Origin of the sequence: Leptonema illini DSM 21528, from assembly GCF_000243335.1 — a bacterium.
Lineage (GTDB): Bacteria > Spirochaetota > Leptospiria > Leptospirales > Leptonemataceae > Leptonema > Leptonema illini.
In genome coordinates, this window is record NZ_JH597773.1 from 1,951,217 (window position 1) to 1,975,447 (window position 24,231).

Genomic DNA, 24,231 nt, shown 5'->3' on the forward strand with positions numbered 1-24,231 from the left:
TCATGAAGTGAGATCCCGGCTGGTTCAAATTCTGTTGCTTTGCTCTGGATGCCTTCTATCTGCCCAACTGCTTGCAGACAGGCCTGAAGACCAATACGTTCAAATCTTCTATAGAACGGATCTGAACGGAGAGATTGACAACGATGAAGAAGGCGTACGCGGTCTGCAGCCTTACGGTCGCTATCAATCCAGAGGTCGCCACCTCTGCTTGAACTCCGACTGCATCGTATCGATCCATCATGGTCGCCTTGATCGCGCCAATCCGGCCGATCGTCCCGAATCTGAGAAAGACAGCGGCGATCGACTCGGGCGCATTAAAGAGTCGAATCTTTTTGATCTTTTCGTTCCGCTTCCCGGCACAGCATCCACGACTCCGATCCAGGACGATTACTTCAGTGCGAGAACGCTGCGACCGGGAGAACATCGTCGGCAGCGGCTTGGAAGTCTGCATCTGCTCTTTTATTCGTTACCCGATTGTTCGCATGAGTCGACGGCTCTGCTGAATCAGGTCTACAGGTCGCAGGCTGATGCCGACCTCTTTGTCGTCTTCCTGCCCGATTCAGTAGCCGGCACATGCCTTCAATTCGAGTCGCCTGAAAATCCGTATCACTCCCTGTATGATCCTCCCGAGAAGCAGACGGCTCGCACACTTTTCCTCTCCAGAAGCGATCGCTTTCGCTATTACAGAGACCGGCGCGGTAGCTACCGATGTTCCGTTTCTGCTCCCCATCTTGCCCGCATCCGATTGCATTTTCGCGGACGACAGCTGCTCGGCGTAGAGGCCGCAGAAGAACGATTCAGAGAATCCGAGCGAATGTATCCTCTTTAAAAGCAGCCGCTATTCTGACGGCCTGAGTCCCAGCCGTAGAGAAGTCCTGCCGCGAATACTGGCAGAAAAAAAATACTTGTACCGAATCGCGAACCGATTAGCGTGGGCGTATGAGCGGGCAGATCCGTCTGGTCGGACTGACCGGGACGATAGCGGCGGGCAAATCGACGGCGGCCGAGATTCTGGCCGAGGCCGGTTTTCGCGTCGTCGATGCCGATGAGATTGCCAGAGGGCTGCTTCTCGAACCGTCTGTGCGAGAGCGAGTGATCGCTCTGCTCGGTGCGGAATGCTATGACGATCAGGGCATGCCCGATCGCAAGCGCATTGCCGGGATCATCTTTGCCGATGCCGCGAAACGTGCACAGCTTGAGGCTCTTATCCATCCCCTTGTAAGGGAAAGGGTAAAAGAGCTTGCGGCACAGTACAGCCCGCTCATATACGACGTTCCGCTTCTCTTTGAGAGTGGAGCGCATAAAGATACAGATCTGACCGTCATGATCGACGCTCCGCTGGAGCTTCGCATGGAAAGGGCAGGCAGAAGGAATGGATGGAGCCGCGACGAGTTTCTGGCCAGAGAGAAAAGCCAGATGCCGCCGGAGCAGAAGCGCAGCATGGCCGATATGGTGATCGACAACGATGCCGATCCTGAATCGTTCCGCAGACGCCTGCATAAACTGATCGAAATTCTGGAAGCTTCGCGCTGAGAGGTCTGTATGAGTCGACGAGTATTTTACATTGTTCATCTTGATAAAGGACGCATCGCCGCCCTGTCGTTCTTCGGGGCCGGCCTGCTTCTGACGGCCTTCGCCACCGGCTACCGCTTTGCTCCTCAGGCATCGCAGGCATCACCGGAATCGGCCGACATTAGCCTTCTTGATTCCAGTTCGCCTGATTCTCCAGATGCAGCAAGAGATGAAGGCGATGTTCCGGCCATTTCGCTTAACGATGAGAGACGCGACGTCGCATCGAATCATGACGACGAATCGCCCGCAGAGAATCGCGATAGCGATGACCGCAGAGAACCGAAGCGCGAAAGAGTCAATCTGCTTGATTCAGCCATGCCTGCCGAATCATCCACTCGACCGGAACGCAAAGAAAGCCCCGATAACAGATCAGAAAAGCGGCGCGAGGAAAAGAAGCCTGTTAAGAAAGAGAAGCGCATAAAGGAGAACGTAAAAAAAGAAACGGTAAAAAAAGAGAAGAAGCAGGATAAACCCGCTACGAAGATTATAGAAAAGAAAAATACCGAGAAGGAAGCTGAAAAAGTCGTCGAGAAGCAGAGCGTCTATGTTCTTCAGATGGGCGCCTATCAATCGCGAGAGGCTGCTCTGCGGCTATCGGAACAGATCCGTAAACATGGAATCAGCACATACGTGCGCAAAACCGGAAAGATTCATACGGTCCGTACGGATGGAACAACGAACCGCGAAGAACTCTTCCGCCTCGAAAAAAAATTGAAATCCCTGAACTTCTCTCCCGTCACTGTGCGGATTCAGGACAGGTAACGCAGAAGACGGATCGATTCGCAGACCAATCGATCCGTCTTTTTTCGCTTGCCAGCCAGAGAGAATAGAGCGGTGTAAGCCAGAGTGGTTTCGGAAGATTCAGTGGAAACGATCCGTCAGGTCGTCGTTCATCGCATGATCGAACGACTGCAATCCGACTACGGCGATTTCATCGAAGGCGTGAAGGGATTCTCAACCATCCCCGAGTTCTTTCGTGATTATCTCTATTCCCCTCCGAATAAAGAAAAGCGCGACGCTACGCTTGAACAGCTTTACGGCAAACTGAAATCGATCACCGGTCCGGAGATGACCGAGAACATACACAAGCTCATTCTTCTGATTCAAATTTCGGACGATCTGGACCGATCAACGGCAAAGGCGCTTCTCGATGGCCCTCTTAAAAACGATCCCTCCTCTCATGCAACGATCAGCGACGACGAGATGGAAGAAGCGATCTTTCGCGCCGGCGGTTATGAAAACCGTATCAAGCAGATCGAATTAATATGCGAAACCCTGAGCTTCTTTTTTGCTCTTTCCAAGTTGCCCTTTATCAAGCTCGTAATGGCCCCCATCAAGGTGGCGGCCAGCCTCGTCGGAGCCGAAGACCTTGTCGGCACGATGGAGAAGGGCTATGAAATCTCGCGAGAGATCAAGGATATGAAGCCTTTTGTCCAGGCATTCCGGGAACGCGAAACGGCCTACGTCGAACGCCTCTGGGCCCGGTCGGCGCGTTAGAGACACTGCTCTCTTGCGATATCGTCTGGCGATATCAACTTGCGGTTTTCAAATCCTGTTTGACAGCGGTCAGGCCCCGTCCCCTATATGGGCAACGTCATTATGCATCAGGAAATCACATCATCAGGGGCGGAGCCCGAACGTACGCGACGGCGCCGACATCCGCAGATCAACCGCAGCAATACCGATCTTTTTTTTAATCGCGAGCTGTCCTGGATGCAGTTCAATTTCAGAGTTCTTGAAGAGGCGGCGCGCAAGGATAACCCTCTTCTCGAACGACTGAAGTTCATCGCCATCTATGAATCGAACATGCACGAGTTCTTCATGGTTCGCGTCGCCGGCCTGAAGCAGATCATCGCCTCGTCTTACGACGATCTGCAGCTTGACGGCAGAACGGCCGAGGCGACGCTCAAAGAGATCCATAGAATCGCCCATCAGGGAACGCATCAGAAATATCGCATTCTTGACGAAATCCTCACGTCACTATCGCATCATGGCATCGTTATCATTCGCGAGCCGCGCATACTGGAAGCCCATGAGCGTAAGTTTCTGAAAGAGTACTTCGATCGCGAGCTCTTTCGTATTCTCACGCCGCTTGCCATCGATCCGTCGCATCCCTTTCCGCGCATTCTGAACGGACGCCTCAACCTGGCCTTCACGCTGAAACGTAAAACGGCTCTTTCGCCAAAAGGAGAATCCTACGCCATCGTCGAGGTTCCCTCGGTACTGCCGCGCTTCGTCGAGCTGCCGCATCGAAGCCGATCGTCGCGCAACATCCGGCGCTTTATTACGCTCGAAGATATTATCAAAATCCACGCCGCCGATCTATTCTCGGGCACGACGATCAAGACGATGCATGGATTTGTGATCAATAGAAACTCCGATCTTTCGGTCGAAGACGTTTCCTCTGAGAATCTGCTCTCTACGATTGAAGAAGAACTGAAGAACCGTAAATGGGGCGAAGCGGTGCGCCTGAACTACAGACAGGGCATGCCGGCACCTCTGCTTGAATATCTGCGCGAGAAGCTCGACCTCGAACCCGAAGAGCTTTATGAGCGACCGTTCTTTCTCAATCTCGATACGCTGATGGAGATCTATCAGGCAACGTCCGACCGGGTCGATCTACGCGACCGCCCATTTTTTCCACGCAATGCCGTGCCTCTGGAAAAGCCCGAGAAGATCTTCTCGCGTATTCGAAAGTCCGACATTCTGCTGCACCATCCTTACGATTCCTTTCAAACGGTCGTCGATCTCTTGCAGGTGGCCGCCCATGATCCGAAGGTGCTCGGCATCAAACAGACGCTGTACCGTACGTCGGGCGACAGTCCGATCGTTCGTTCGCTCATCGCAGCGGCCGAGGCGGGCAAGCAGGTTACCGCCCTTGTTGAATTAAAGGCGCGCTTCGACGAAGAGCGCAATATCGTCTGGGCCCGCGAGATGGAACGCCATGGCATCCATGTCGTCTATGGCCTTGTCGGCCTTAAAATACACGCGAAGATGCTTCAGATTATACGCCGCGAGCCCGACGGCGTGCGCTCCTACTGTCACCTCGCCACGGGTAACTACAATCCGACGACCGCTCGCGTGTACACGGACCTTGCTCTGATTACGGCAGATCCCGTAATCAACGACGACGTGACGAATCTTTTTCATACGCTCACGGGTTATTCGACGGTGCCGCGTCTTTCAAAGATATCGGTGGCGCCGATCAATATGCGTGAGACGATCAGCAAGCTGATCAACCGCGAGATCCATAACGCCGAATCAAGGAAGCCGGCCTTCATTCGCATGAAACTTAACTCGCTCGTCGATCCCGATATGATCCTGCTGCTTTACAGAGCGTCGACGGCGGGCGTGAAGATCGAATTAAGCGTGCGCGGCATCTGCTGCCTGAAACCGGGGTTACCCGGAATCAGCGACAACATACGAGTCGAATCCATCGTCGGTCGCTTTCTCGAGCACAGTCGCATCTATTACTTTGAAAACGCCGGCGATGCTAAGATATTCCTGTCATCGGCCGATCTTATGCCGCGCAATCTGAACCGTCGCGTCGAGGTTTTCTTTCCGGTCGAATCATCGGAGCTCAAGCAGAAGCTGATCGCTATTCTGGACGCCGTCTTTCGCGATAATCATAACGCCCGACGGCTGCAGTCCGACGGAACATACACTCGCCTGCAACCCGAGAAAAGCGAGATGCGTTTCTCGTCGCAGCGACATTTTCGCGAAGAGGTCATCAAAGAATTCGACCAGAAAGAGAAAGAGCGCGCGGCAAAACGCAAGTCTATCTTTCAGCCGTTAACAAACCCCGGTCAGGATGAACAACCTCAGAATCAAGAAGGCTGATCGTCGAGCAGCATACTCTGATCGAATTCTATGAAATGCTCGCATTGGAACCGCCCGAATGCGATCGATTCCGTTTTCTTGAAGAGAGAGTCCATGCGGGCAGGATTCAAAGCGTCATGTCGATTTTGACGGTCGTTTTCTCGCGCTTCGGCTCGGGAAAGATCGAAACCCTGTAGGGAATATTCTCTTTCCGGCAGATTTCTTCGAGATAGGAGTTATACAGCAATCCAAGACCGGCCCCAAGTTTATCGCTGTCGGAATCGGAATAAAAACTGGCCAGCGAAATACCCTCGACGTCGCTTTTCATTTTACGCGAAAGCCGTTGCGCCGTCGTTTCATCGATCAATCCGTAGTTCGAGATCTGAATCTGAATGCGCGAGAGACTGTGCGTGGCGATCCGGTCGGGGTTCATATTCCACGAGAGGTCAAGCAGCTCGTTATTGCGCACGGCGATGGCCGTGAGTTTTTCGCGATTCTCGCGACTGCGAATAAAGCGGTCGGCTTCGGCACGGCCCGAGAGATTACCACGAAAGGCAAGGCGTTCGAGATGCGCCTTTTCGGCATTCTGAACGAACTCCATCAGAAGATTGCTGAGATGCGTGGCGATGCGCGTATGATCGAGATAGGCGGCCAGCATGTTCACAAATACGTTCGTAATCGGAAGCCTGAAATCCGTGTTGTAGATGATATAAAAAACGAACCAGATGCGAGGATCGACCCATTCGATGAATTTCGGCAGGCTGCGCACGCGAGCCTGAATATCTTCATCGGTCAGATTCAGGCTGGAGAGGATGCGCTCCGTTACCAGCTCGCGAATATCACGTTTGATCGCAGCAAGCTGCGGCCCGAATTTCTGCTGCATCATCTCGACCTTCTGCTGCGACACATGCTTCAGGTCGACGATAGAGTATTTCGGATTCTTGCGGTTGAAATCTTTAACGACGCGAGACTCAAACAACGCCTTCGCAAGCGCCGGCGAGAGCTTCCGATATAATATGGCATAGACGATGAGATTATTCGTGCTGATGACGGAACTTCGCAGGCTGAGCAGCTCGGGCCGGCTGACAAAAATCTCCTCGATCATGGACTTCATGATCAATTTCTGCACCGTCTGGGCGTTGAAAGACGGAGACATGAGCCCCTCTTTCGGCGATCCTTCGCGATTGAGCACCTTTTGAATCGCCGGATTCGCCCCGAGAAACTTCATGCCCGCCGAGGTGAGAATAATGGACGAGGGAAGATGGATGAACGGATCCTTGCGCGGCGGAAGCTGATCGGGCAATGCTTGCATCTTTTTCTCGCCAACTCAAAATGGGCCTGGCCTTACTATTATCGTAGATAATAAGGGCAGATATTACCACTTACAAACCGGCACGTGGGCGGATTTGTGAGGCCAATTGTAAACCCCGGGTTCTTTTATGAAAAGGATTTTTTACCTCATTCCGCCGATGTCCGTCTGGTTCTTTGCATTTTTTCCGTACGGTAAGCCGATCGCAGCCGAACCGAATGCGCAACCCGATCGGTCTCAGGAAAGCTCATCTGAGCGCTCCACACAGCAGTCTGTCGAAGAATCGGCGAGGCTTGAGCGCGAGTATCTCAAAAAAGGAGAAGATCATTTCTTCGCGCGAAGATTCGGAGCCGCTCTGCAATGGTTCCGTCGCGCCATCGACATCAATCCCGACAACGCCCTGGCTCACGCCTACACCGGCGACATCCTGCTCTCACTCGGCGAGCCCGACCAGGCCTTAAAACACTTTCGCGTAGCGGCAGAGCTGAAATCCGACCCTGCTCCCGAGTACTTTCGCATCGGCCAGATCTACTACTTGAAAAAGGAACGGGAACAATCCGAGCAGTATTTTAAGAGAGCGCTGAAAAGCGATCCAACGCTTGTCGAGGCGCATTTCTATCTCGGGCTGCTCAGCTATCGCATGGGTCGCAATCGCGAAGAGACGCTCACCCACCTGAAGGCCTTTCGCGCGGCTCGACCTGACTTCACCGATAAAGAGGCTCTGAACCGGGCCATCGCTCTGCTTGAAGATCCGGCGACGAAGCTCGATCAAAGCCGCGATCTGATCGATATCGATCCGCTGCGCCTGTTCTATCGTAAAGAGAACGAGCAGAAAGATACGGCGCGAACTGAGACGGAGTCAAAGGACGCTGAAGATAAGCCTGTCGCCGACGAATCCACCGAAAAGAATGAGAATATAGCGCAAACTGAGAAAGCAGAAGATCAGGCACAGACGGAGAAAGCAGAAAAACAGACCGAAGATAAAGACGGCTTCCTGACTGTCGCAGCAGGGCCAGGATCGCTCTTCAACCAGGCCCTTGTATTCCGCGATGAGAATCCCACACGGGCTTTGCAGATACTCGATCGCGCCATCAAAGAGGATGCCCGTGACGCCAGGCTTCATTCGCTGCGCTGCGAGATCCTCTTTCGCAGCAAAGCAGATACCGCCGGAGCGCTGAAGGCCTGCGCTAAGGCAACCGAACTGGCACCCGATTATCGCAATCTGCAGAACCTGGGTCGCGTACAGGAGGCGGCAGAGAAACGCGCCGACGCCTACGCCTCCTACGTCGAAGCCCTGAATCGCAAGATGGAGCCCGATCTGGCGATGCATGCGATCAAGCTCGGCGAGACGCTTCCCGGCAAAGAACAGGAAACCCGTCGCCTGCTGGAACGCATGCTGGCCCGACGCCCCGATCACCGCGAAGGACTGTTAACGCTCATGCGACGACAGAAAGAAGATAAGAACCGCGTCGGCATCCGCACGACGATGGAGCGGCTGCAGTCCCTCTACTCCGACGACGTCGAGGTGCTGGAACGCATGGCGATGATTCTGCTTTCTGACCCCGATACCGAGACCGAGGCCGTCGAGCTGCTCAAGCGATACTACGACCGCACCGGCGATCTTCGCGCAGGGCTGAGTCTTTCAGGACTGTATCTGAAACGCGAGAACGAGAAAGAGGCCCTTGTGCTTCTCGCAGAGCTGTATGAGAAGCATCCCGAGAACCATGATGTCGTCCGTACCATTCTGATACTCTTTGTGCGTCGTAATCAGAACCTCGACTCGGCCGAACGCATCGCACGCTCGTTTCTTGCCACCAACCCGCCGGCAGAACAACGGGCTGCCATTCTGGGTCTCTTGCCCAATGAGCTGCGCAACCGCATTGATCCGCCTGTGGAAAAGCAGGTAGAGAAGGACGGGCCGGCAAGAGAACCATCCAGACAGCCGGTCAGGCCGAATACGCCTGTACAGCCCTGAAACGTGCTTTCCCTGATACGGCGCAGCCGGATTCTGGCCGCACTATGAAACTGAGCGTTGTTGGAACAGGCTATGTCGGTCTCGTTGCCGGAGCATGCTTTGCCGAATACGGGAACACGGTCTACTGCGTCGATATTGACCAGAAAAAGATTGAGAATCTCAAGAAAGGAATCTTGCCGATCTATGAGCCCGGCCTCGAAGAGCTCGTCCTGCGCAATTTCGAACGCGGCCGCCTGCTTTTCACTACGTCTCTTGAAGAGGCCGTAAAGGACTCACATATCATCTTCATCGCCGTGGGCACGCCCGACGGCGGCGACGGTCGCCCGAATCTTACAGGCGTCCTGAAAGTGGCCGAAGACGTCGGGCGCCTCGCTCCAGGATATCGCATCCTCGTCGACAAATCAACGGTTCCGGTGGGAACGGCCCGCCGCGTCCATGCAGCCGCTGCGTCACAAACGCAACATCCCATCGATGTCGTCAGCAATCCTGAGTTCTTGCGCGAAGGCCGCGCCATCGAAGACTTCATGAAACCGGAGCGCGTCGTCATCGGCTCGGATTCGGAGCGCGCCGCCTCGCTCATGAAAGAGCTGTATATGCCCTTTGTTCAGGATTCGGCCGACATCATTCAGACGACGATTGAATCGGCCGAGCTGACAAAGTACGCCTGTAACGCCTTCCTTGCCCTCAAGATCTCGTTTGTGAATGAAATCGCCAATCTCTGCGATAAGGTCGGAGCGAACTATCTCGACGTAAAAAAAGGAATGGGAACCGATTCGCGCATCGGCAAGAAGTTTCTGAATGCCGGCATCGGCTACGGCGGCTCCTGCTTTCCAAAAGATGTGCGCGCCCTCGGCATGATCGCCCGCGATGCAGGCATCGTTCTTCCGCTTGTCGAACAGGTCGAGCGTACTAACGATGATCAGAAAGAGGTCCTCGTTCATAAAGTAAAAGAGTATTTCAAGGGAAAAGGCAAGGATCTGAAAGATGTGAAGCTTGCCGTCTGGGGACTGGCCTTTAAGGCCGGAACGGACGATATGCGCGAAGCTCCATCGATCACGATCATCAACGAGCTTCTGAAAGAAGGCGTAAAGATCCATGCCTCTGATCCGGTCGCCTTTGAAACCTCAAGGCCCATCTTCGGCGACTCCATCGCCTATGAAGAGATGTATAAGGTTCTTGAAGGGGCCGATGCTCTGCTTGTGCTAACGGAGTGGCCGGTGTACAGCGAGCCCGATTTCGACCGCATGAAATCGCTGCTGAAAGAACCGGTTATCTTCGACGGGCGCAATCTCTACCGCGACACGCAGATGAAGGCAAACGGCTTCAAACAATTCGGTATCGGAGTCACTCATTCCTGATAGAAGCTCTCATCATGTTGCTGTCAGCCCGACGGCAACATGAGTACTTTGAGGCTACGTAGAGGTTATCATGTCGATAGTAAAGCTTCCCGAATCAGGCCAATCGATCGTTGTCGGCCAATCACATGAAGGCCGGCCAATCGAACTCTATCGCTTCGGCACGGGCGCCTTCCCTTCGCTTTTAATCGGCGGAGTACATGGCGACGAGAGCGAGGGCCATCTATTCGCCGAACGCCTGCTTGCGCAGCTGCAATCGGGCGAGTACGCGCCCGGTTCCGAGCTCAGCCTGTATATATGCCCGCGACTGAACCCTGACGGATGCGCCGCCGATCGACGCACAAACCACAGAAACGTCGATCTGAATCGTAACCTGCCCACAAAGGACTGGACGGGATCGTTTACGAATCCGCGGTATTATCCAGGAGCGGCGGCCGGTTCAGAGCCCGAAAGCGCGGCGACGCTGAAAATACTCGAGCTGGTACAGCCGAGATTCATCTGCTCTCTACACTCGTGGGAAAACGCCATGATCAACTATAACGGCGACATCCTTGACGTCGCCGAGGCCATGTCGGCAAAGAACGGACTGCCTCCTAAAGGCGATATTGGTTATCCGACGCCGGGCTCGCTTGGAACCTACGCCGGGCTTGAACGCGCGATCCCGACGATCACGATGGAGTTCTTGCGCGGAGAGGCGCCCGAAACGATCTGGCAGAGGCACCGCGAGGCCATTCTCATCGGTCTGCACTTCTACGCTCGTTAGCAGAGCCCCTTCAGAACGCTTTTTGTTCTTATAACCGGGCCCCGCAACCCTCCTGAAAACCGGGATGGCTCCTTACTCTCCAGGGATAGGAACGGGCGGGCCATAGAACTTCGGCTCTGTGCCGAGGACATAAACGTCAAGCATCGCCGCCATACGCGCAAGGATCTCGCGCAGCTTCGTCCTCATGCCGTTCCAGCGATCGACATCACGGGCCGTATAACCGATGGCGTCGATACCAAGACGCCTTGCGATAAAGACGGCGCGCTCCACATGAAACTGCTGCGAGATAACCGTGAACGAATCCTGCCCGAAGACGGCCTTCGCCCGCACCATCGAATCAAGGGTGCGAAACCCCGCGTAGTCGAGGTGGATGCGATCGGCCGGTATGCCGCGTTTTAAGAGCTCGTCACGAATCGTTTCGGGCTCATTATACGAACGATGCGCGTTGTCGCCGCTTACAAGGATATGCCGAATACGACCCGCCTGATAAAGATCGACGGCGGCGCGAATACGGTATTCCAGAAAAAGATTCAGACGGCCGTCGCGCAGATATTTCGAGGTACCGAGCAGAACGCCCACATTGCGCGGCGGCAGCGCATCGACACTCGTATAAAGAGATCGAGACGCTACGATCGTCACATGCAACCAGATGGCGCGCAAGGTGGGCAGTACCGAGAGGCAGGCAAGAAGAAGTAACAGAAGCTGCATCCGGTTCACCGGGAATTTTATGCGCGCCACGGCACCAGCCTGCCCGTCCTGCTCAGTGCGTAAACGTTTTTCCGCTCCAGGATAAACGATGCCAGAGGTCGTGATCGCTAAGGGCCTTCGCTTCCTTCGTGCTTGACTCAGAGCGTCGGTCTGGGACTCCGTAGGAAACCATCCACTGGAGCACACGATGCACGAACTGCAACCGCTGATCGAAGCTGCCTTTGCAAACCGCGATCTGCTTAAAGAAAAGAATTATCGGGAAGCCGTCCTTGAGGCCCTGGAGCTTCTCAGCAACGGAAGCATCCGCGTCGCCGAGCAGAAGGCCGTCGGCGACTGGACGGTGAACTCCTGGGTGAAGATGGCCATCCTGCTCTATTTCGGCATTACCGAGATGAATGTGATGTCTTCGGGCGATCTGTCTTACTACGATAAAATCCCCGTGCGCAACGATCATGCGAAGCGCGGCGTTCGCGTCGTTCCGCCCGCCGTCTGCCGCTACGGAGCCTTCGTCGAAAAAGGAGCCATCCTCATGCCTTCTTACGTCAATATCGGCGCCTATGTTTCTACGGGTACGATGGTCGATACATGGGCGACGGTCGGCAGCTGCGCGCAGATCGGCAAGAACGTGCATCTTTCAGGCGGCGTCGGTATCGGCGGCGTCCTGGAACCGCCTCAGGGCCGTCCTGTGATTATCGAAGACGGCGCCTTTCTCGGTTCGCGTGCCATCGTCGTCGAAGGCGTTATCGTTGAAGAGCGAGCGGTACTCGGCGCCAACGTCGTGCTCACCGGCTCGACTCCGATCATCGACGTCACCGGACCGACGGAGGTCGTGAGCAAAGGACGCGTACCTGCCGGATCGGTCGTCATTCCCGGAACGCGCATCAAGAAATACCCCGCCGGCGAATACGGAACGCCCTGCGCCCTGATCATCGGAAAACGCAAAGAGAGCACCGACGAAAAGACGTCGCTGAACGACGCCCTTCGCGAGTTCGAGGTTCCAGTTTAGAGCCTTAGATCCAGCTGCCGGTAACGAGACGACGGATCTGCCACTTCATGAAGAAGTTCAGGCCCGTCGTGAAGCTGTTTATCTTCCCGTCTCTGTCGACGACGACGACGGTCGGATAACCTCTGATCCCGTAGGCGTCGGCGGCCTCGGAGCGATCGTCGATGACGACGGGATAGTTCATCTCGTGTTCCTGAACAAACGACATGACCTGCTCCGCCGATTCCTGCGTCAGGCCGAGAATGACCAGGCCGTCGTTTTCAAGCTCGGAATGCAGCGATTTCAGGATGGGAATCTCGACCTTGCAGGGAAGGCACCAGGTGGCCCAGAAATTGACGACGACGACCTTTCCTCGCAGTTCAGATAGCCGGTAGGTGCGGCCGTCAAGGGCGCTGAGCGTGAAATCGGGGGCTTCCCGGCCTTCCATCTTGCTCGAAGCCTGATACATGGGAATGCGCTGATAGAGAAGCCAGCCAAGAAGTAAAGAGAAGATGATGACGGTGGAAAGATTGTCTTTCAAATACTGTAACATGGAATTTTTGCTCGCTCCTGTTCCTGTGCAGAGAATGCCGGATCAGATGCCGGATTGCCTTCCTCTTACAAAAGAATCCGATACACCTACCCCGTATTCTATTTTTCTGCCGTCGTGGAAAAAGGTTACAGGCCGGCGAAGAATTCACGCCAGTGTGCAATTACCGCAGCCTGTGGCGCGACAGAATCCATTTCTGCGCAATCCGCAGGCCTCGCCCCCTGCTTCCAATGAGCGGCTGTATGTCGTCATCATAGACAACGACACGAATACCTATGAGCAGGTCATCCGCATCTGCATGAAGGCGCTTCAGATATCAGAGCAGGAGGCCTTTCAGATCGCCCTCGCCGTCGATCATAACGGCGAGGCCATCGTTTTCGAAGGGATGCGAGCCGAGGCGCAGGCCGTTGCCGATATCATTCGCACAATCGGCATCGAGGTGCAGCTGCGCCCGGTCGTATAAGAACTCACCGATTACAGATCGAGCATGTGGCCGAGGCGATCCTTTTTGGTGCGCAGATACGCGGCATTGTCGCTGACGGCCTCAATCTGTACGGGAATGCGTCCCGTCACCTGAAGGCCATAGGCGTCCAGACCGACGATCTTGCGCGGATTGTTCGTCATCAGCTGCAGGGTCGTCAGGCCGAGATCTCGCAGGATCTGAGCGCCAACGCCGTAGTCTCGCAGGTCTGCCTTGAATCCAAGCTTCTCGTTCGCCTCCACCGTATCAAGGCCCTCATCCTGTAAACGATAGGCGCGCAGCTTGTTAATAAGACCGATGCCGCGGCCTTCCTGACGCATGTAAAGAACGACGCCGTATCCATGCTCGGCAACGTAACGCATGGCAAAGTCAAGCTGGGCGCCGCAATCACATCTTCGCGAATGAAAGATATCGCCCGTCAGGCATTCGCTGTGTACGCGCACCGGTACGTCTTCTTTGCCGGCGACATCGCCTTTCACAAGAGCGACGTGTGTTTTGTCGTCGATCGTCGTCGTATAAGCGATCATACGAAACTCCCCGTACTCAGTGGGCAGTCGCGTCTCGACTTCACGGCGGATCAGAGAATCGCTGCGATTCCGGTAGCGGATCAGATCTTCGATCGTATAGACGTTAAGGTTATGTTTTTCGGCGAACTTCAGAAGCTGTGGAAGGCGAGCCATCGTTCCATCGTCGTTCATGATCTCGCAGATCACCGCGGCGGGGCGCAATCCGGCAAGGCGGGCCAGATCGACCGACGCCTCCGTATGCCCGGCACGGCGCAACACGCCACCACGTACAGCCTGCAGCGGAAAGATGTGTCCCGGACGGACCAGATCCTCCGGACGCGACGACGGGTCAGAGAGGATCTGGATCGTTCGGGCACGATCGGCTGCAGAGATGCCGGTGGAGATGCCATGCGCCGCATCGACCGATACGGTGAAGGCCGTTTTTAACGACTCTTTATTCTCGCGCACCATCTGTTCGAGCTCAAGGGCATGGATGCGCGACGCCTCCATCGGCACGCAGACGAGTCCGCGACCGTATGTGGCCATGAAATTGATCGCCTCCTGTGTGGCGAACTGAGCGGCGAAGACCAGATCGCCTTCGTTCTCGCGATCCTCTGAGTCCACCAGGATGATCATCTTTCCCTGTCGGATCTCTTCGATCGCCTCTTCTATGGGCCGGATCTCTCTTGCTGCCGAAGTCTCATTTTCAAGCATGGTCGACCTCCTATCAGGCAATGCTGATTCAGGTTTTTTTGACCCGTTTCGCCTACAATAGAAAAAGAAAGGGATGATTTCCTGAGCGCATAGCAATCCTTAACACCAATGCCTTCTTTAGAACGTCCGCCCGGACCGTCGCGACTCCAGGCACTGCGGCTTGTACCGATGATTCGCCGCAACCCCATCCACTTTTTTCAGCATATGCTACAGGCCTACGGGCCGATCAGCCACTTCCACATCCTGAGAGAACACGTGTATCTCGTTCAGGAGCCCGAGTGGATCGAGCAGATCCTCGTCGCCAGGGCAAAGTCTTATCATAAAAGTCCGCTCTATCGGGAGCTACAGAGGGTGATCGGCAACGGATTGCTCACGGCCGAAGACGAGCAGTGGAAGAAAGAGCGCCGGCTGCTGCAGCCTGCCTTTCACGCGAAGCGACTGCAGCTTTACGGCGATATCATGCGCGAAGAGGCCGAAGTCGTATGCCGGCGATGGTTCGATCGTCTGGCGCGCGACGAATACTTCGAAACCGATCTGCTCGCCGAGATGATGGAGCTGACCTTTGCCATCGTCGGTCGCTGTCTTTTTCAGGCCGATCTTTCGCGTTATACAGAGCGGGTGAAGCACAGCCTTGATACGGCTCTTGTCGAGATTACCGAACGCATCACACAGTTGATCCCGCCGCCGATCTGGCTGCCTCTGCCCGGTCACAGACGACTTCTTCGTTCGCTTGCGACTCTCGATGCCATCGTGCAGGATCTGATTAAAGAACGCATGCAGAATCCGACCGATGACATGCTCTCGCTGATGCTGCAGAGCGTCGACGAACAGGGAAACGCCATGAGCGCGAAACAGATACGCGATGAAACGCTGACGCTGATCCTTGCCGGCCATGAGACGACGGCAAACGCCCTTACGTGGACCTTTTATCTTCTTGATAAGAATCGCGACAGCCTGTTACAGGCGGCCCGGGAAGCATCAAAGGTTCAGACTGGTGCGGATTTTCGTGAGGCGAACTTCTTACGGGCTGTGTTCGACGAATCGTTACGGCTCTTTCCTCCAGCATGGGAGATAGAGAGACGCGCCACTGTTACACATACGATTCAAACGTCATCAGGTGAAGTACTGATTCCCGAGAATACGAATATCGCCATGTGTATTTATATGATGCATAGAGATGAACGGTTCTGGCCGGAGCCGCATCGCTTTCTGCCCGAGCGATTTCTTGAAGACAGACGACATGGCTTTGCTTATCTTCCGTTCGGTGGCGGACCGCGCATCTGCATCGGAAATCAATTCGCCATCAACGAGGCGATGATCATTCTGAGCGCTCTGCTTGCCCGTTTCGATGTTCAGACGCTTGTCGATCCTGATCCGGCGCCTCTTGTTACGCTCCGTCCGCGAAAGGGCATGCCCGTGCGCATAAGAAAAAGGAAAAGCATTTGACCTCAAACGCGGGTTGTTTTTGAATCAGTGAACGGCTTGCTATGGATTTTTCTCTCTCTACAGCTCTTCTTGGTTCTCTTCTGAGCAGTCTTGTTCTTACCGGCGCCATGATGTATCTGGCCTCGCGTCCCGACGCTACGGCCTCTCTGCGATGGTGGACGGCCGGTTTTGCCCTGCTCTTTCTGCGATATGCGCTCATACTGCTCAAGCCGTATATCGGCGAAACGGCGTCTGACTTTCTGGCCGAATCGTCGCATGCTCTATCGGCGTTGATCATCTTCGTCGGCACGGCGCGCATGATGGGTCGACGTCTGCCGTTCTGGCCGATTACGCTCAGCGGCGCCGCAGCGGTGGTCTGGACGGCCATTGCCGTTTACTGGATCCGGGATTTCTTCTGGCTTGCTCTTCCGTTGTATTTTTTCGCCGGCACCGTGCTCTGCGCCACCGGCGTGGTGATGTTCAGACAGCATCGGCGAGAACGAGGTCAGGGCTACGGACTCGCTGCCATCGGCTTCTTTCTGTGGGGACTGCATAAATTCGACTATCCGTTTCTGCGTCCGCTTGAGTGGTTTGCTCCGATCGGATTCATGATGTCGCAGCTGGCGACGATGCATCTGTCGGTCGTTCTCATACTTATCGCGCTCAATCGTCAGAGCCGGCGTGCGGCGCGACAGAGCGATCGCGTGCGCTATTTCAGCGAACACGATCTGTTAACCGGATTGCCCAGCCGTAGAACGCTTACGACGATTCTCGATCGCGCGATGAAAAACTCCGAGGCGCCGCTGCTTGTCGTCTTTCTCGACATCCGCAAGTTTCACGAGATCAATGAAGGCCTCGGCCAGAAGATCGGCGATCAGGTGCTGCGCACCGTAGCGCGACGGCTATACGATACGGGACAGGGACATGATATCATCGCCCGCGTCGGTGGAGACGAATTCGCCATCGTCGTTCACTCCTCTCCTGAAGAAGAGGCGCTCGGCGCATTGCTGCGTCGTATAACGGTCGATCTCGAATCGCCGATACCGATCGGCGAACAGGAGATTCGCGTCGACGCCACTATCGGCGTCGCCTATTATCCGCGCGACGGGCGCACGGCCGAAGAGGTGATGAAAAACGCAGGCACCGCTCTCAGTGACGCACGCCGCAGCGGGGTACGTTTTCGCGATTTCGGCGAACTCAGATCGGGCGAAATGCTTGAGCGCATGAATCTGCGTCGCGACCTGTTCGGAGCTCTAAAGCGAGAAGAATTCTTTCTTGTATATCAGCCTCAAATCGATCTCGCCACGGGGCAGATTTGCGGGCTTGAGGCGCTGATGCGCTGGAAACATCCTCAGCGCGGCGATATACCGCCGACGGTTTTCGTTCCTCTCGCCGAAAGCACGGAGTTCATTCTTCTGCTCGGTGAATGGGTACTCGACCAGGCCTTAAAAGATCTGGCCCGGCTTGAAAAGGCCGGCTTTTCGTTACGTCTTGCCGTGAATCTTTCTGCCGTGCAGTTCAAACACGAAGAGCTGACGAATGCCATCCTGCGCTTTCTCGATTCGGCGGGCGTCTCACCGGATCGTCTCGAACTCGAGATCACCGAAAGCACGGTTATCCATGACGAGCGATTTGTGGAACGGGTCATGGATCATCTGCATCGCATCGGCCTTCAATTCGCCATCGATGATTTCGGGACTGGCTATTCCTCGCTAAGCGTACTGCGCCGACTGCCTTTCGATCGCCTGAAGATCGATCGCTCGTTTATCCAGGATGTGGCCACCGATGCCGGTGTGAAAAACATCGTGGAGGCCATCATCTGGATGGCGCATAGCCTGAATTTAAAAGTGCTGGCCGAGGGCGTTGAAACGGACGAGCAGCTTACCGCTCTGAAGATGCTCGGCTGTGACGAAGCGCAGGGTTATCTGCTTGGCCGCCCCGTTTCTCTCAATCTGCTCATCGACAGACTGTCGCGCGAAGCGGGTCGACACAGCACAGAGTCGATTTGACAGGAGGGGCCGAGCACAGATCGTCGGCATCGCACTCGAACGAATATCAGGACGGATTACATGGAGAAGCGCAAGGTTTTTGAATCGGCTGTGAGGATCTGCCACGATATGCAGGATCGTATCACGACGGCGCTTGAAGAGCTGGAGATGAACAACGCCTCTTCGGGAAGGGCTTCCATCTTCAAGGAAGATCTGTGGGATCACGGCGATACCACATCGACGATTCTCACCGGCGGCGGCGGACGCAGTCGGGCCATCGAGAACGGGCGCATATTCGAGAAAGGCGGCGTCAACGTATCGGATGTAAGCGGACGCTTCTCTGAAGAGATGGCGCGTGCGCAACCGGGCGAATCCAGTCGCTTTCGCGCAACGGGCATCTCGCTTGTGCTGCATCCGAAGAACCCGCATGCGCCGACCGTTCATGCAAACTTTCGCGTGATCAAGCGCATCACCGAGCAGGGCGACATCGACCGTATGTGGTTCGGCGGCGGAGCCGATCTCACTCCCCATCTTTTCTACGAAGAGGATGCGCGGCATTTCCATAAGGCCTGGAGCGACCTGTGTCTTCGTCACCGCGAGATCGCCGATTACGGCAAGATGAAGCAGGATTGCGATGCCTATTTCTTTCTACCACATCGCGCAGAGGCTCGCGGAATCGGCGGTATATTCTATGACTATCAAGAGGAAAATGCCGATCAGTGGCTTGCTTTCATGAAAGAGGCCGGCGAGGCCTTTCTCGAATCCTATGTGCCGATCATAAAGCGGCGCTCAGATATGCCATTCACCGAGGCGGAGCGCGAATTCCAGCTCTACCGCCGCGGCCGTTACGTCGAATTTAACCTGATTCACGATAGGGGCACGCTTTTCGGTCTGCGCACCGGCGGACGCATCGAATCCATCCTCATGAGCCTTCCGTCTCCCGTTCACTGGAGATATAACTATCATCCAGAAAACGATCTTTCACTTCCTGAAGCGCTGCGCCGTCAGATAGCCGAACTCTACTCGGCGCTCAAAGAGCCGCGCAACTGGATACCCTGAGAACCGCTGTTTGCCTCACAGCGCGAAAAAAATGTTATCTTTCTCGCCAGAAGGTCGTTTATTGAAAGAGACAACTTTATAGAGGTTAAACCCGGATCAGAAATGTTCTCTTTTTTACGAAATAAAAAGCCGCGAACGATCTTTATCGGCGATGTGCATGGTTGCATTGATGAACTGCAGGCCATGTGCAAGCGCCTGCGCCTGTCGCAGGAGGATCGCATCGTCATGCTTGGCGATCTGATCAATCGCGGTCCCGATCCTGCTGCCGTCGTCGCCTTTGTCGCCGAAAAGAAATTCGACTGTCTGATGGGCAACCATGAAGACGAATACTTGAAAGAATACAAACACGAAGAGAAGTATGCCGCTCTTCGCGAAGAGCTTGGACTTGATCTGCATCTCTGGATCGAAGAGAGGCCGCTATGGATCGATCATCCGTCCTTTTTATGCGTTCACGCCGGATTGAAGCCGGGCGCGCTTCCCGCATCGAATGACAGGCGTTATTTACTGAACATCCGCACGTGGGATGGCGAAGGCCGCGATATTAAAACTCCGTCGAATCCAGCATGGTACGAGTATTATACGCAGCCTCGCCCCGTTTTCTACGGACACTGGGCACAGCAGGGATTGACGATCCGTCGCAACACCGTCGGTCTTGACTCCGGTTGCGTATATGGCCGGGCGCTTTCGGCCTGGATTCTTGAAGAGGAGCGGCTCGTGCAGCAGAAGTCGAAGCGGGTCTATTATGTACCGCCGGCGCTTCGCAAGAAGGTGGTTACAGATAATACCGAAAGCCGTAGCAGAGCTTCTCGCTGATCTTCTGCCACAGGCTGCGTCGCCTCCACTCTGACAGATGGATCTCGCGAGCCTCGTTAATATCGATTCCCCATTGTAGAATCAGGCTTTTCGCGAGATCAGGATCGGTACACTGCACCATCACCTCCTGATTGTGCAGAAAGCTACGGTAGTCGAGATTGCCCGATCCAATAACGGACACATCGTCGATCAGACTCTGTTTCGCATGAAATACCCTGCCCTCCATCTCAAAGACACGGACTCCGGATCGTAACAGCGCATCATACGTAGCCCGACCGGCCTGTCGCGCCGACCAGACGTCGGTCGTGCCGGCGGTAAGAATGCGCACATCGACCCCACTGCGCGCCTTCATACGCAGCAGGCGCGTCAGACGATGGTTGGCCACAAAATATGGGGAGCTCAGGAACATCTGCTTCTTTGCCGATCGCAGCAGCCTGAAATAGTTTCTTCTATAAGAAGCACGGTCACGGCGAAACAGCGTCGTATAGAGATTGGGCTCGGTCAGTATCGAACGACGATGCCACTGCTTCAAGCGAACACGAAGAGCGGCAATGGACCTGATAGACTTTGCTCTTACTCTGAGCATATTCGACAACGACAGCGGGTACACTCCGTAACGCACGGATTGAAAGAGCAGAAGCATACCCGCGAAGAGAAACCGGAAGAAGGAGCGATTACGATCGTTCTTCTCGATACGCATCATCGTATCGCGCCAGCGCGAAGGGCCGGACAACCGATGACTGTTCTCATCCTTGATATTCATGCCGCCGACGTAGCAGATCCTGCGATCGATGAGTACGATCTTACGGTGATTACGTCTGTGCATGCCCGACCGAAAGATTGAGAAAAGGCTTACAGGTTTATACACAGCCAGCTCGACTCCGGTTCCTGCCAGAAACGCATAAATAGCCGGCAGGGCCGAACGACTGCCGATGCCGTCAAGCATCAGCCGCACATGCACGTCGTGATTGACCGACAGATCTTTCAATACCGAAAGAAGATGCGTGCCCGAATGATCGTAGTTGAAGATGTAGAACTCCATCAGCACGGACCGCTCAGCCCGTCGCAGATCGTCAATCAGCGCATCACAGAAATGGTCTCCTTCGAAAAAGAGCTGAACGGGTGTCTCGGGCCGCATATCAGAGGACAGCTTCGGAGACTGAGACAGCGAATCAATTCCTTCTTTTATCAGGCTCAGGAAGCCCGCGAAACGTAAAAAAGGTTGTAAATACGTGAAATAAAGATTCACTGGTATGAAAAGATGAGTCGCCGCAGTCTGACAGCTCTTCTCTGTGCCGCACAGATCGGCCTGCTTGCCTTCGTCACCGTTGACAGGGGCATGCAGACTATTGCCGTATCAAGCGCAGGGACGGATTCAGCGGTCTGTTCGAACCGAACAGGGATCGACGTTCCGGAGGCTGTGCGCTCCGGGACGCCGTCTACATCGCACTTTACTGTCGCACCCGATTCCTATTCTTTACAGCCTGTGAAGGCAGCGACGCTGTCGGTTCGTTTAATCGACGATGTCGTACGCATTCATCTTCCGCTGGTGCCGGCAGGCGGCCATCTTTTCTCGGCCTTTTCGCGCGCCCCTCCTTACGTCTGAGATCGGGTCTTCCCGTTTTCAATCCAAATAAAGAAGCCTCTTCGCGAGTCTTCGGTCTGACGTACAGGAGAAAACTATGTATATAAAGCAACGCGCGTTTCGCGCCGCCACCTTCATTCTATCATTTATTCCGACATTAATCATCGCACAACCGGCCGACGAGCCGCCTGCAAACAAGCCTCCCATTGCCGACGAGATCGTCGTCAAAGGAAAGAAAGAAGGATTCACCGAATCGGTTGAGATTCGAGAGATCCGTGAATCTAACGCTCGCGATGCCGGCGAGGCATTGGAAAAGGTCGAAGGCGTGAGCAAGATCCGCAAGGGCGGCATCGCCAACGACATCGACATTCGCGGCATGAAGCGCGACAATATCAACATCTTCATCGACGGGCAGCGTCTGCACGGCGCCTGCCCGAACCGCATGGACCCGGCTTCCTTTCATGTGGACTTCGCTGAAGTCGAAACCATCGAAATCATCAAAGGTCCGTACAACGTAAAGAATCCTGGCGGAATCGGCGGCGAGGTAGACATTAAGACGAAAGAGATCAAAAAAGGATTGAATAACGAAATCAATCTGAGCGGCGGCTCCTTCGATACGAAAGAAGGGTCGTTCCGTTCGTCTTATGCTACCGATGCCTTCGGTTTTCTTGTCGGTGGATCGGCGAAAACGGCCCAACCCTACATCGACGGAAACGGCAAACGCATCACCGAGCAGTATCCCGACTTCGATGATCCCTCAGCCGCTCTTTTCAGCCCGTATGCGTCGTCCGACGTGACGGCTACCATGACTCAGATGAATGCGATGAAGACGCTTGCTCCGGCTCAGTTCGCCGCAACGTTCCCTGATTTCCCGGCATCGGCTCCGCCCTCGGCGAACCGCTACAAATATGGCGAAAGAAAGAACAATGCCTACGAGATGCGAACGGCATGGATCAAGACCTTCTTTAAACCTACAGAAAAGCAGAAGATCGAACTCAGCTACACAAAGCAGGAAACTGAAAACGTATTCTATCCGTATCTGATGATGGATGCGAACTATGATAATGCGGCGCGCACGGCTGCCACTTACACGATCGAAGATCTGACCTCAAAGATCGAGCAGGTCAAATTCCAGGCCTACGACAATCAGGTAAAGCATCTGATGACCGATGAATTCCGTTGCAGCTCGACAAACAGTACCAATGAATGCTATCTTCCTATGTCGCAGAGCTTCGGCATGGCAACGTATGCGACGACGCGCACGACAGGCGGCAAGATCGAGACTACGTTTAAAGTACTCGGAAAGTCGACTCTCGGAATCGATACGTATCATCGCAATTGGAATACGACAACGACGACGCGTGTGAAGCACTTCAAAGACACTTCGATGCCGATGATGCAGAATAACTATCGCGATCAGGCCAGCATCCCCGATGTGACGACCGATAATATCGGCGCCTACTTCGAGAACGAATCGAAGTTGAGCTCGAAGCTCAAGCTGAACACAGGTCTGCGTCATGACAAAGCCATCACAAAGGCCGGCAAAGACAGACGCATTCTCTACAACGCTTATTTTCCCGGCTTTGATCCTCTCTATCAATTCCAGTATGCAAAGGCATCCGCAAATGGAATCACCGTAGCACCGGGATATATGGTTCCCGGGATCGCCATCGACGCAGAGATCTACTTACCGTCAGCCGAGCCGACCGTCGTCGACGAGATGACGGCCGGAAACGCACGTCTCACCTACGAGGTTAACGATCGCTTCGAGGTATTTGCCGGCTTCGGGCACGGTGCCCGCCTGCCCGATCCGCAGGAACGCTTCTTTGCGCTTCAGCGTATGGGGAACGCTGCGATGCCCGATACTGTCGGCAATCCGCACCTGAAAACGACGCAGAATGACCAGGGTGATCTCGGCTTCAAATATTTCAACGGGAAGATCCTCTGGAAGATGCAGGGCTTCTACAGCAAAGTCTACAACTATGTTGTGACGCGATTCGCAAGCGATACATACATCGGCAAGATCAACCCGTATAACGATCCGCTCGTTTACAGCACCTATACGTCCGTTGTGCAGCAATCACTTCAGCAGATCAGCGGTGTGAATCGGATTGCGAGATCTTATAAGAACGTCGATGCGACGATGTACGGTGGGGAGAGCTCCGTGCGCATTACGCTACCGAAAGATATGTTCACCGGTGCGGGCCTTTCCTACGTGCGCGGCATCAACGACACCGAGCGCCTCGAACTTCAGGAGATGCCTCCGCTCCGTGGTAACATCTGGTTGCGGTTTGATAACGGAAAATACTTCACCGAGGCTGAAGGTGTATTCGCCGCCACACAAACAAGGGTTGACCGCGCCATCGGCGAGAAACAAACACCGGGCTGGGGCATCGCAAACATCAAGGCCGGCGCCGAATTCGGAGGCCTGAAGCTTGTTACCGGAGTGCGCAACATATTCGACCGATACTACTACGAACATCTCTCTTACAGCCGAGAACCTTTTGCTACAGGCATCAAGGTTCCAGAACCCGGACGCAGCTGGTTTGTCAGCATGCAGTGGGCGTTCTGAAAGTCTTTCCAGAGAAAGGCTCAGGCTAAGACAATAACGTCCTGTCAGACTGCGG

The 24,231-nt window shown here is 54.7% G+C and carries 21 protein-coding genes; 16 read left to right on the forward strand and 5 right to left on the reverse strand.

The window, feature by feature from the left end; all coding sequences use genetic code 11:
- Window positions 1–7: 7 nt before the first annotated feature.
- The 5 genes from LEPIL_RS08955 to ppk1 all read left to right on the forward strand — a co-directional run bounded on the left by LEPIL_RS08955 (window position 8) and on the right by ppk1 (window position 5,412).
- Window positions 8–829 (forward strand): hypothetical protein, encoded by an 822-nt coding sequence (locus tag LEPIL_RS08955; protein ID WP_143464757.1) that lies wholly within the window; start codon window positions 8–10, stop codon window positions 827–829.
- Window positions 830–939: 110 nt separating this feature from the next.
- A complete protein-coding gene (gene coaE / locus LEPIL_RS08960) occupies window positions 940–1,533 on the forward strand; it encodes a dephospho-CoA kinase (protein WP_002771997.1) in 594 nt (197 codons plus the stop codon).
- 9 nt (window positions 1,534–1,542) lie between these two features.
- The gene (locus tag LEPIL_RS08965; protein ID WP_002771999.1) at window positions 1,543–2,334 is read left to right on the forward strand and encodes an SPOR domain-containing protein; all 792 of its coding nucleotides are present in this window, start codon (window positions 1,543–1,545) and stop codon (window positions 2,332–2,334) included.
- 84 nt (window positions 2,335–2,418) lie between these two features.
- The gene (locus tag LEPIL_RS08970; RefSeq protein WP_040918548.1) at window positions 2,419–3,069 is read left to right on the forward strand and encodes an FFLEELY motif protein; all 651 of its coding nucleotides are present in this window, start codon (window positions 2,419–2,421) and stop codon (window positions 3,067–3,069) included.
- 87 nt (window positions 3,070–3,156) lie between these two features.
- Window positions 3,157–5,412 (forward strand): polyphosphate kinase 1, encoded by a 2,256-nt coding sequence (gene ppk1 / locus LEPIL_RS08975; protein ID WP_002772003.1) that lies wholly within the window; start codon window positions 3,157–3,159, stop codon window positions 5,410–5,412.
- Window positions 5,413–5,518: 106 nt separating this feature from the next.
- Here the strand turns inward: ppk1 and LEPIL_RS08980 are convergent, their stop codons facing one another.
- A complete protein-coding gene (locus LEPIL_RS08980; protein WP_002772006.1) occupies window positions 5,519–6,703 on the reverse strand; it encodes a DUF8084 family protein in 1,185 nt (394 codons plus the stop codon).
- A gap of 157 nt (window positions 6,704–6,860) precedes the next feature.
- Here LEPIL_RS08980 and LEPIL_RS08985 point away from each other — a divergent pair, with 157 nt between their 5' ends.
- From LEPIL_RS08985 to LEPIL_RS08995, 3 genes are all read left to right on the forward strand, one after another.
- Entirely contained in the window at window positions 6,861–8,675 is a 1,815-nt protein-coding gene (locus LEPIL_RS08985) for a tetratricopeptide repeat protein (protein WP_157135047.1), read from the forward strand.
- Between the two features lie 44 nt (window positions 8,676–8,719).
- On the forward strand, window positions 8,720–10,033 hold the full coding sequence (locus LEPIL_RS08990; RefSeq protein ID WP_002772009.1) for a UDP-glucose dehydrogenase family protein: 1,314 nt from the start codon (window positions 8,720–8,722) through the stop codon (window positions 10,031–10,033).
- 70 nt (window positions 10,034–10,103) lie between these two features.
- Window positions 10,104–10,793 (forward strand): M14 family zinc carboxypeptidase, encoded by a 690-nt coding sequence (locus LEPIL_RS08995; RefSeq protein WP_002772011.1) that lies wholly within the window; start codon window positions 10,104–10,106, stop codon window positions 10,791–10,793.
- Between the two features lie 72 nt (window positions 10,794–10,865).
- On the opposite strand, the gene LEPIL_RS09000 is transcribed toward LEPIL_RS08995, so the two are convergent.
- The gene (locus LEPIL_RS09000; protein ID WP_002772013.1) at window positions 10,866–11,531 is read right to left on the reverse strand and encodes a SanA/YdcF family protein; all 666 of its coding nucleotides are present in this window, start codon (window positions 11,529–11,531) and stop codon (window positions 10,866–10,868) included.
- A 157-nt stretch (window positions 11,532–11,688) separates the two neighbouring features.
- Between LEPIL_RS09000 and LEPIL_RS09005 the strand changes: the two genes are divergently transcribed.
- The gene (locus LEPIL_RS09005) at window positions 11,689–12,507 is read left to right on the forward strand and encodes a 2,3,4,5-tetrahydropyridine-2,6-dicarboxylate N-succinyltransferase (protein WP_002772015.1); all 819 of its coding nucleotides are present in this window, start codon (window positions 11,689–11,691) and stop codon (window positions 12,505–12,507) included.
- Between the two features lie 4 nt (window positions 12,508–12,511).
- On the opposite strand, the gene LEPIL_RS09010 is transcribed toward LEPIL_RS09005, so the two are convergent.
- Window positions 12,512–13,036 (reverse strand): TlpA family protein disulfide reductase, encoded by a 525-nt coding sequence (locus LEPIL_RS09010; RefSeq protein ID WP_002772017.1) that lies wholly within the window; start codon window positions 13,034–13,036, stop codon window positions 12,512–12,514.
- A gap of 154 nt (window positions 13,037–13,190) precedes the next feature.
- On the opposite strand from LEPIL_RS09010, the gene LEPIL_RS23405 reads away from it, so the two are divergent.
- Window positions 13,191–13,496 carry an ATP-dependent Clp protease adaptor ClpS gene (locus LEPIL_RS23405; RefSeq protein ID WP_157135048.1) on the forward strand — a complete coding sequence of 102 codons (306 nt, stop codon included), beginning with the start codon at window positions 13,191–13,193 and terminating at the stop codon, window positions 13,494–13,496.
- 11 nt (window positions 13,497–13,507) lie between these two features.
- Here the strand turns inward: LEPIL_RS23405 and LEPIL_RS09020 are convergent, their stop codons facing one another.
- Window positions 13,508–14,734 carry a bifunctional 3,4-dihydroxy-2-butanone-4-phosphate synthase/GTP cyclohydrolase II gene (locus tag LEPIL_RS09020; protein WP_002772022.1) on the reverse strand — a complete coding sequence of 409 codons (1,227 nt, stop codon included), beginning with the start codon at window positions 14,732–14,734 and terminating at the stop codon, window positions 13,508–13,510.
- Between the two features lie 108 nt (window positions 14,735–14,842).
- On the opposite strand from LEPIL_RS09020, the gene LEPIL_RS09025 reads away from it, so the two are divergent.
- From LEPIL_RS09025 to LEPIL_RS21915, 4 genes are all read left to right on the forward strand, one after another.
- Window positions 14,843–16,180: a cytochrome P450 gene (locus LEPIL_RS09025; RefSeq protein ID WP_002772024.1), complete on the forward strand. Its 1,338-nt coding sequence runs from the start codon at window positions 14,843–14,845 to the stop codon at window positions 16,178–16,180.
- Between the two features lie 41 nt (window positions 16,181–16,221).
- Window positions 16,222–18,168 (forward strand): putative bifunctional diguanylate cyclase/phosphodiesterase, encoded by a 1,947-nt coding sequence (locus tag LEPIL_RS09030; RefSeq protein WP_002772026.1) that lies wholly within the window; start codon window positions 16,222–16,224, stop codon window positions 18,166–18,168.
- 60 nt (window positions 18,169–18,228) lie between these two features.
- Window positions 18,229–19,206 carry an oxygen-dependent coproporphyrinogen oxidase gene (gene hemF, locus LEPIL_RS09035; RefSeq protein ID WP_002772027.1) on the forward strand — a complete coding sequence of 326 codons (978 nt, stop codon included), beginning with the start codon at window positions 18,229–18,231 and terminating at the stop codon, window positions 19,204–19,206.
- 102 nt (window positions 19,207–19,308) lie between these two features.
- Window positions 19,309–20,019: a metallophosphoesterase family protein gene (locus tag LEPIL_RS21915; RefSeq protein ID WP_002772029.1), complete on the forward strand. Its 711-nt coding sequence runs from the start codon at window positions 19,309–19,311 to the stop codon at window positions 20,017–20,019.
- Here the strand turns inward: LEPIL_RS21915 and LEPIL_RS09045 are convergent.
- Window positions 19,979–21,157, reverse strand: a complete 1,179-nt coding sequence (locus LEPIL_RS09045) for a phospholipase D-like domain-containing protein (RefSeq protein ID WP_143464756.1) — start codon at window positions 21,155–21,157, stop codon at window positions 19,979–19,981. The two genes, LEPIL_RS21915 and LEPIL_RS09045, sit on opposite strands and share 41 nt — an antisense overlap.
- Window positions 21,158–21,280: 123 nt before the next feature.
- Between LEPIL_RS09045 and LEPIL_RS09050 the strand changes: the two genes are divergently transcribed.
- Window positions 21,281–21,625 carry a hypothetical protein gene (locus LEPIL_RS09050; protein WP_002772033.1) on the forward strand — a complete coding sequence of 115 codons (345 nt, stop codon included), beginning with the start codon at window positions 21,281–21,283 and terminating at the stop codon, window positions 21,623–21,625.
- A gap of 76 nt (window positions 21,626–21,701) precedes the next feature.
- A complete protein-coding gene (locus LEPIL_RS21920) occupies window positions 21,702–24,176 on the forward strand; it encodes a TonB-dependent receptor domain-containing protein (RefSeq protein WP_002772035.1) in 2,475 nt (824 codons plus the stop codon).
- The last annotated feature ends 55 nt before the right edge of the window (window positions 24,177–24,231 follow it).

Coding starts and splice junctions, on each gene's coding strand:
- LEPIL_RS08995 (WP_002772011.1), top strand. CDS start 10,104: ATGTCGATAGTAAAGCTTCCCGAATCAGGCCAATCGATCGTTGTCGGC.
- LEPIL_RS09020 (WP_002772022.1), bottom strand. CDS start 14,734: ATGCTTGAAAATGAGACTTCGGCAGCAAGAGAGATCCGGCCCATAGAA.
- LEPIL_RS09045 (WP_143464756.1), bottom strand. CDS start 21,157: ATGCGGCCCGAGACACCCGTTCAGCTCTTTTTCGAAGGAGACCATTTC.
- LEPIL_RS09005 (WP_002772015.1), top strand. CDS start 11,689: ATGCACGAACTGCAACCGCTGATCGAAGCTGCCTTTGCAAACCGCGAT.
- LEPIL_RS09030 (WP_002772026.1), top strand. CDS start 16,222: ATGGATTTTTCTCTCTCTACAGCTCTTCTTGGTTCTCTTCTGAGCAGT.
- LEPIL_RS08985 (WP_157135047.1), top strand. CDS start 6,861: ATGTCCGTCTGGTTCTTTGCATTTTTTCCGTACGGTAAGCCGATCGCA.
- ppk1 (WP_002772003.1), top strand. CDS start 3,157: ATGGGCAACGTCATTATGCATCAGGAAATCACATCATCAGGGGCGGAG.
- LEPIL_RS09050 (WP_002772033.1), top strand. CDS start 21,281: ATGAGTCGCCGCAGTCTGACAGCTCTTCTCTGTGCCGCACAGATCGGC.
- LEPIL_RS08980 (WP_002772006.1), bottom strand. CDS start 6,703: ATGCAAGCATTGCCCGATCAGCTTCCGCCGCGCAAGGATCCGTTCATC.
- coaE (WP_002771997.1), top strand. CDS start 940: ATGAGCGGGCAGATCCGTCTGGTCGGACTGACCGGGACGATAGCGGCG.
- LEPIL_RS09010 (WP_002772017.1), bottom strand. CDS start 13,036: ATGTTACAGTATTTGAAAGACAATCTTTCCACCGTCATCATCTTCTCT.
- LEPIL_RS08965 (WP_002771999.1), top strand. CDS start 1,543: ATGAGTCGACGAGTATTTTACATTGTTCATCTTGATAAAGGACGCATC.
- hemF (WP_002772027.1), top strand. CDS start 18,229: ATGGAGAAGCGCAAGGTTTTTGAATCGGCTGTGAGGATCTGCCACGAT.
- LEPIL_RS08990 (WP_002772009.1), top strand. CDS start 8,720: ATGAAACTGAGCGTTGTTGGAACAGGCTATGTCGGTCTCGTTGCCGGA.
- LEPIL_RS21920 (WP_002772035.1), top strand. CDS start 21,702: ATGTATATAAAGCAACGCGCGTTTCGCGCCGCCACCTTCATTCTATCA.
- LEPIL_RS09025 (WP_002772024.1), top strand. CDS start 14,843: ATGCCTTCTTTAGAACGTCCGCCCGGACCGTCGCGACTCCAGGCACTG.
- LEPIL_RS21915 (WP_002772029.1), top strand. CDS start 19,309: ATGTTCTCTTTTTTACGAAATAAAAAGCCGCGAACGATCTTTATCGGC.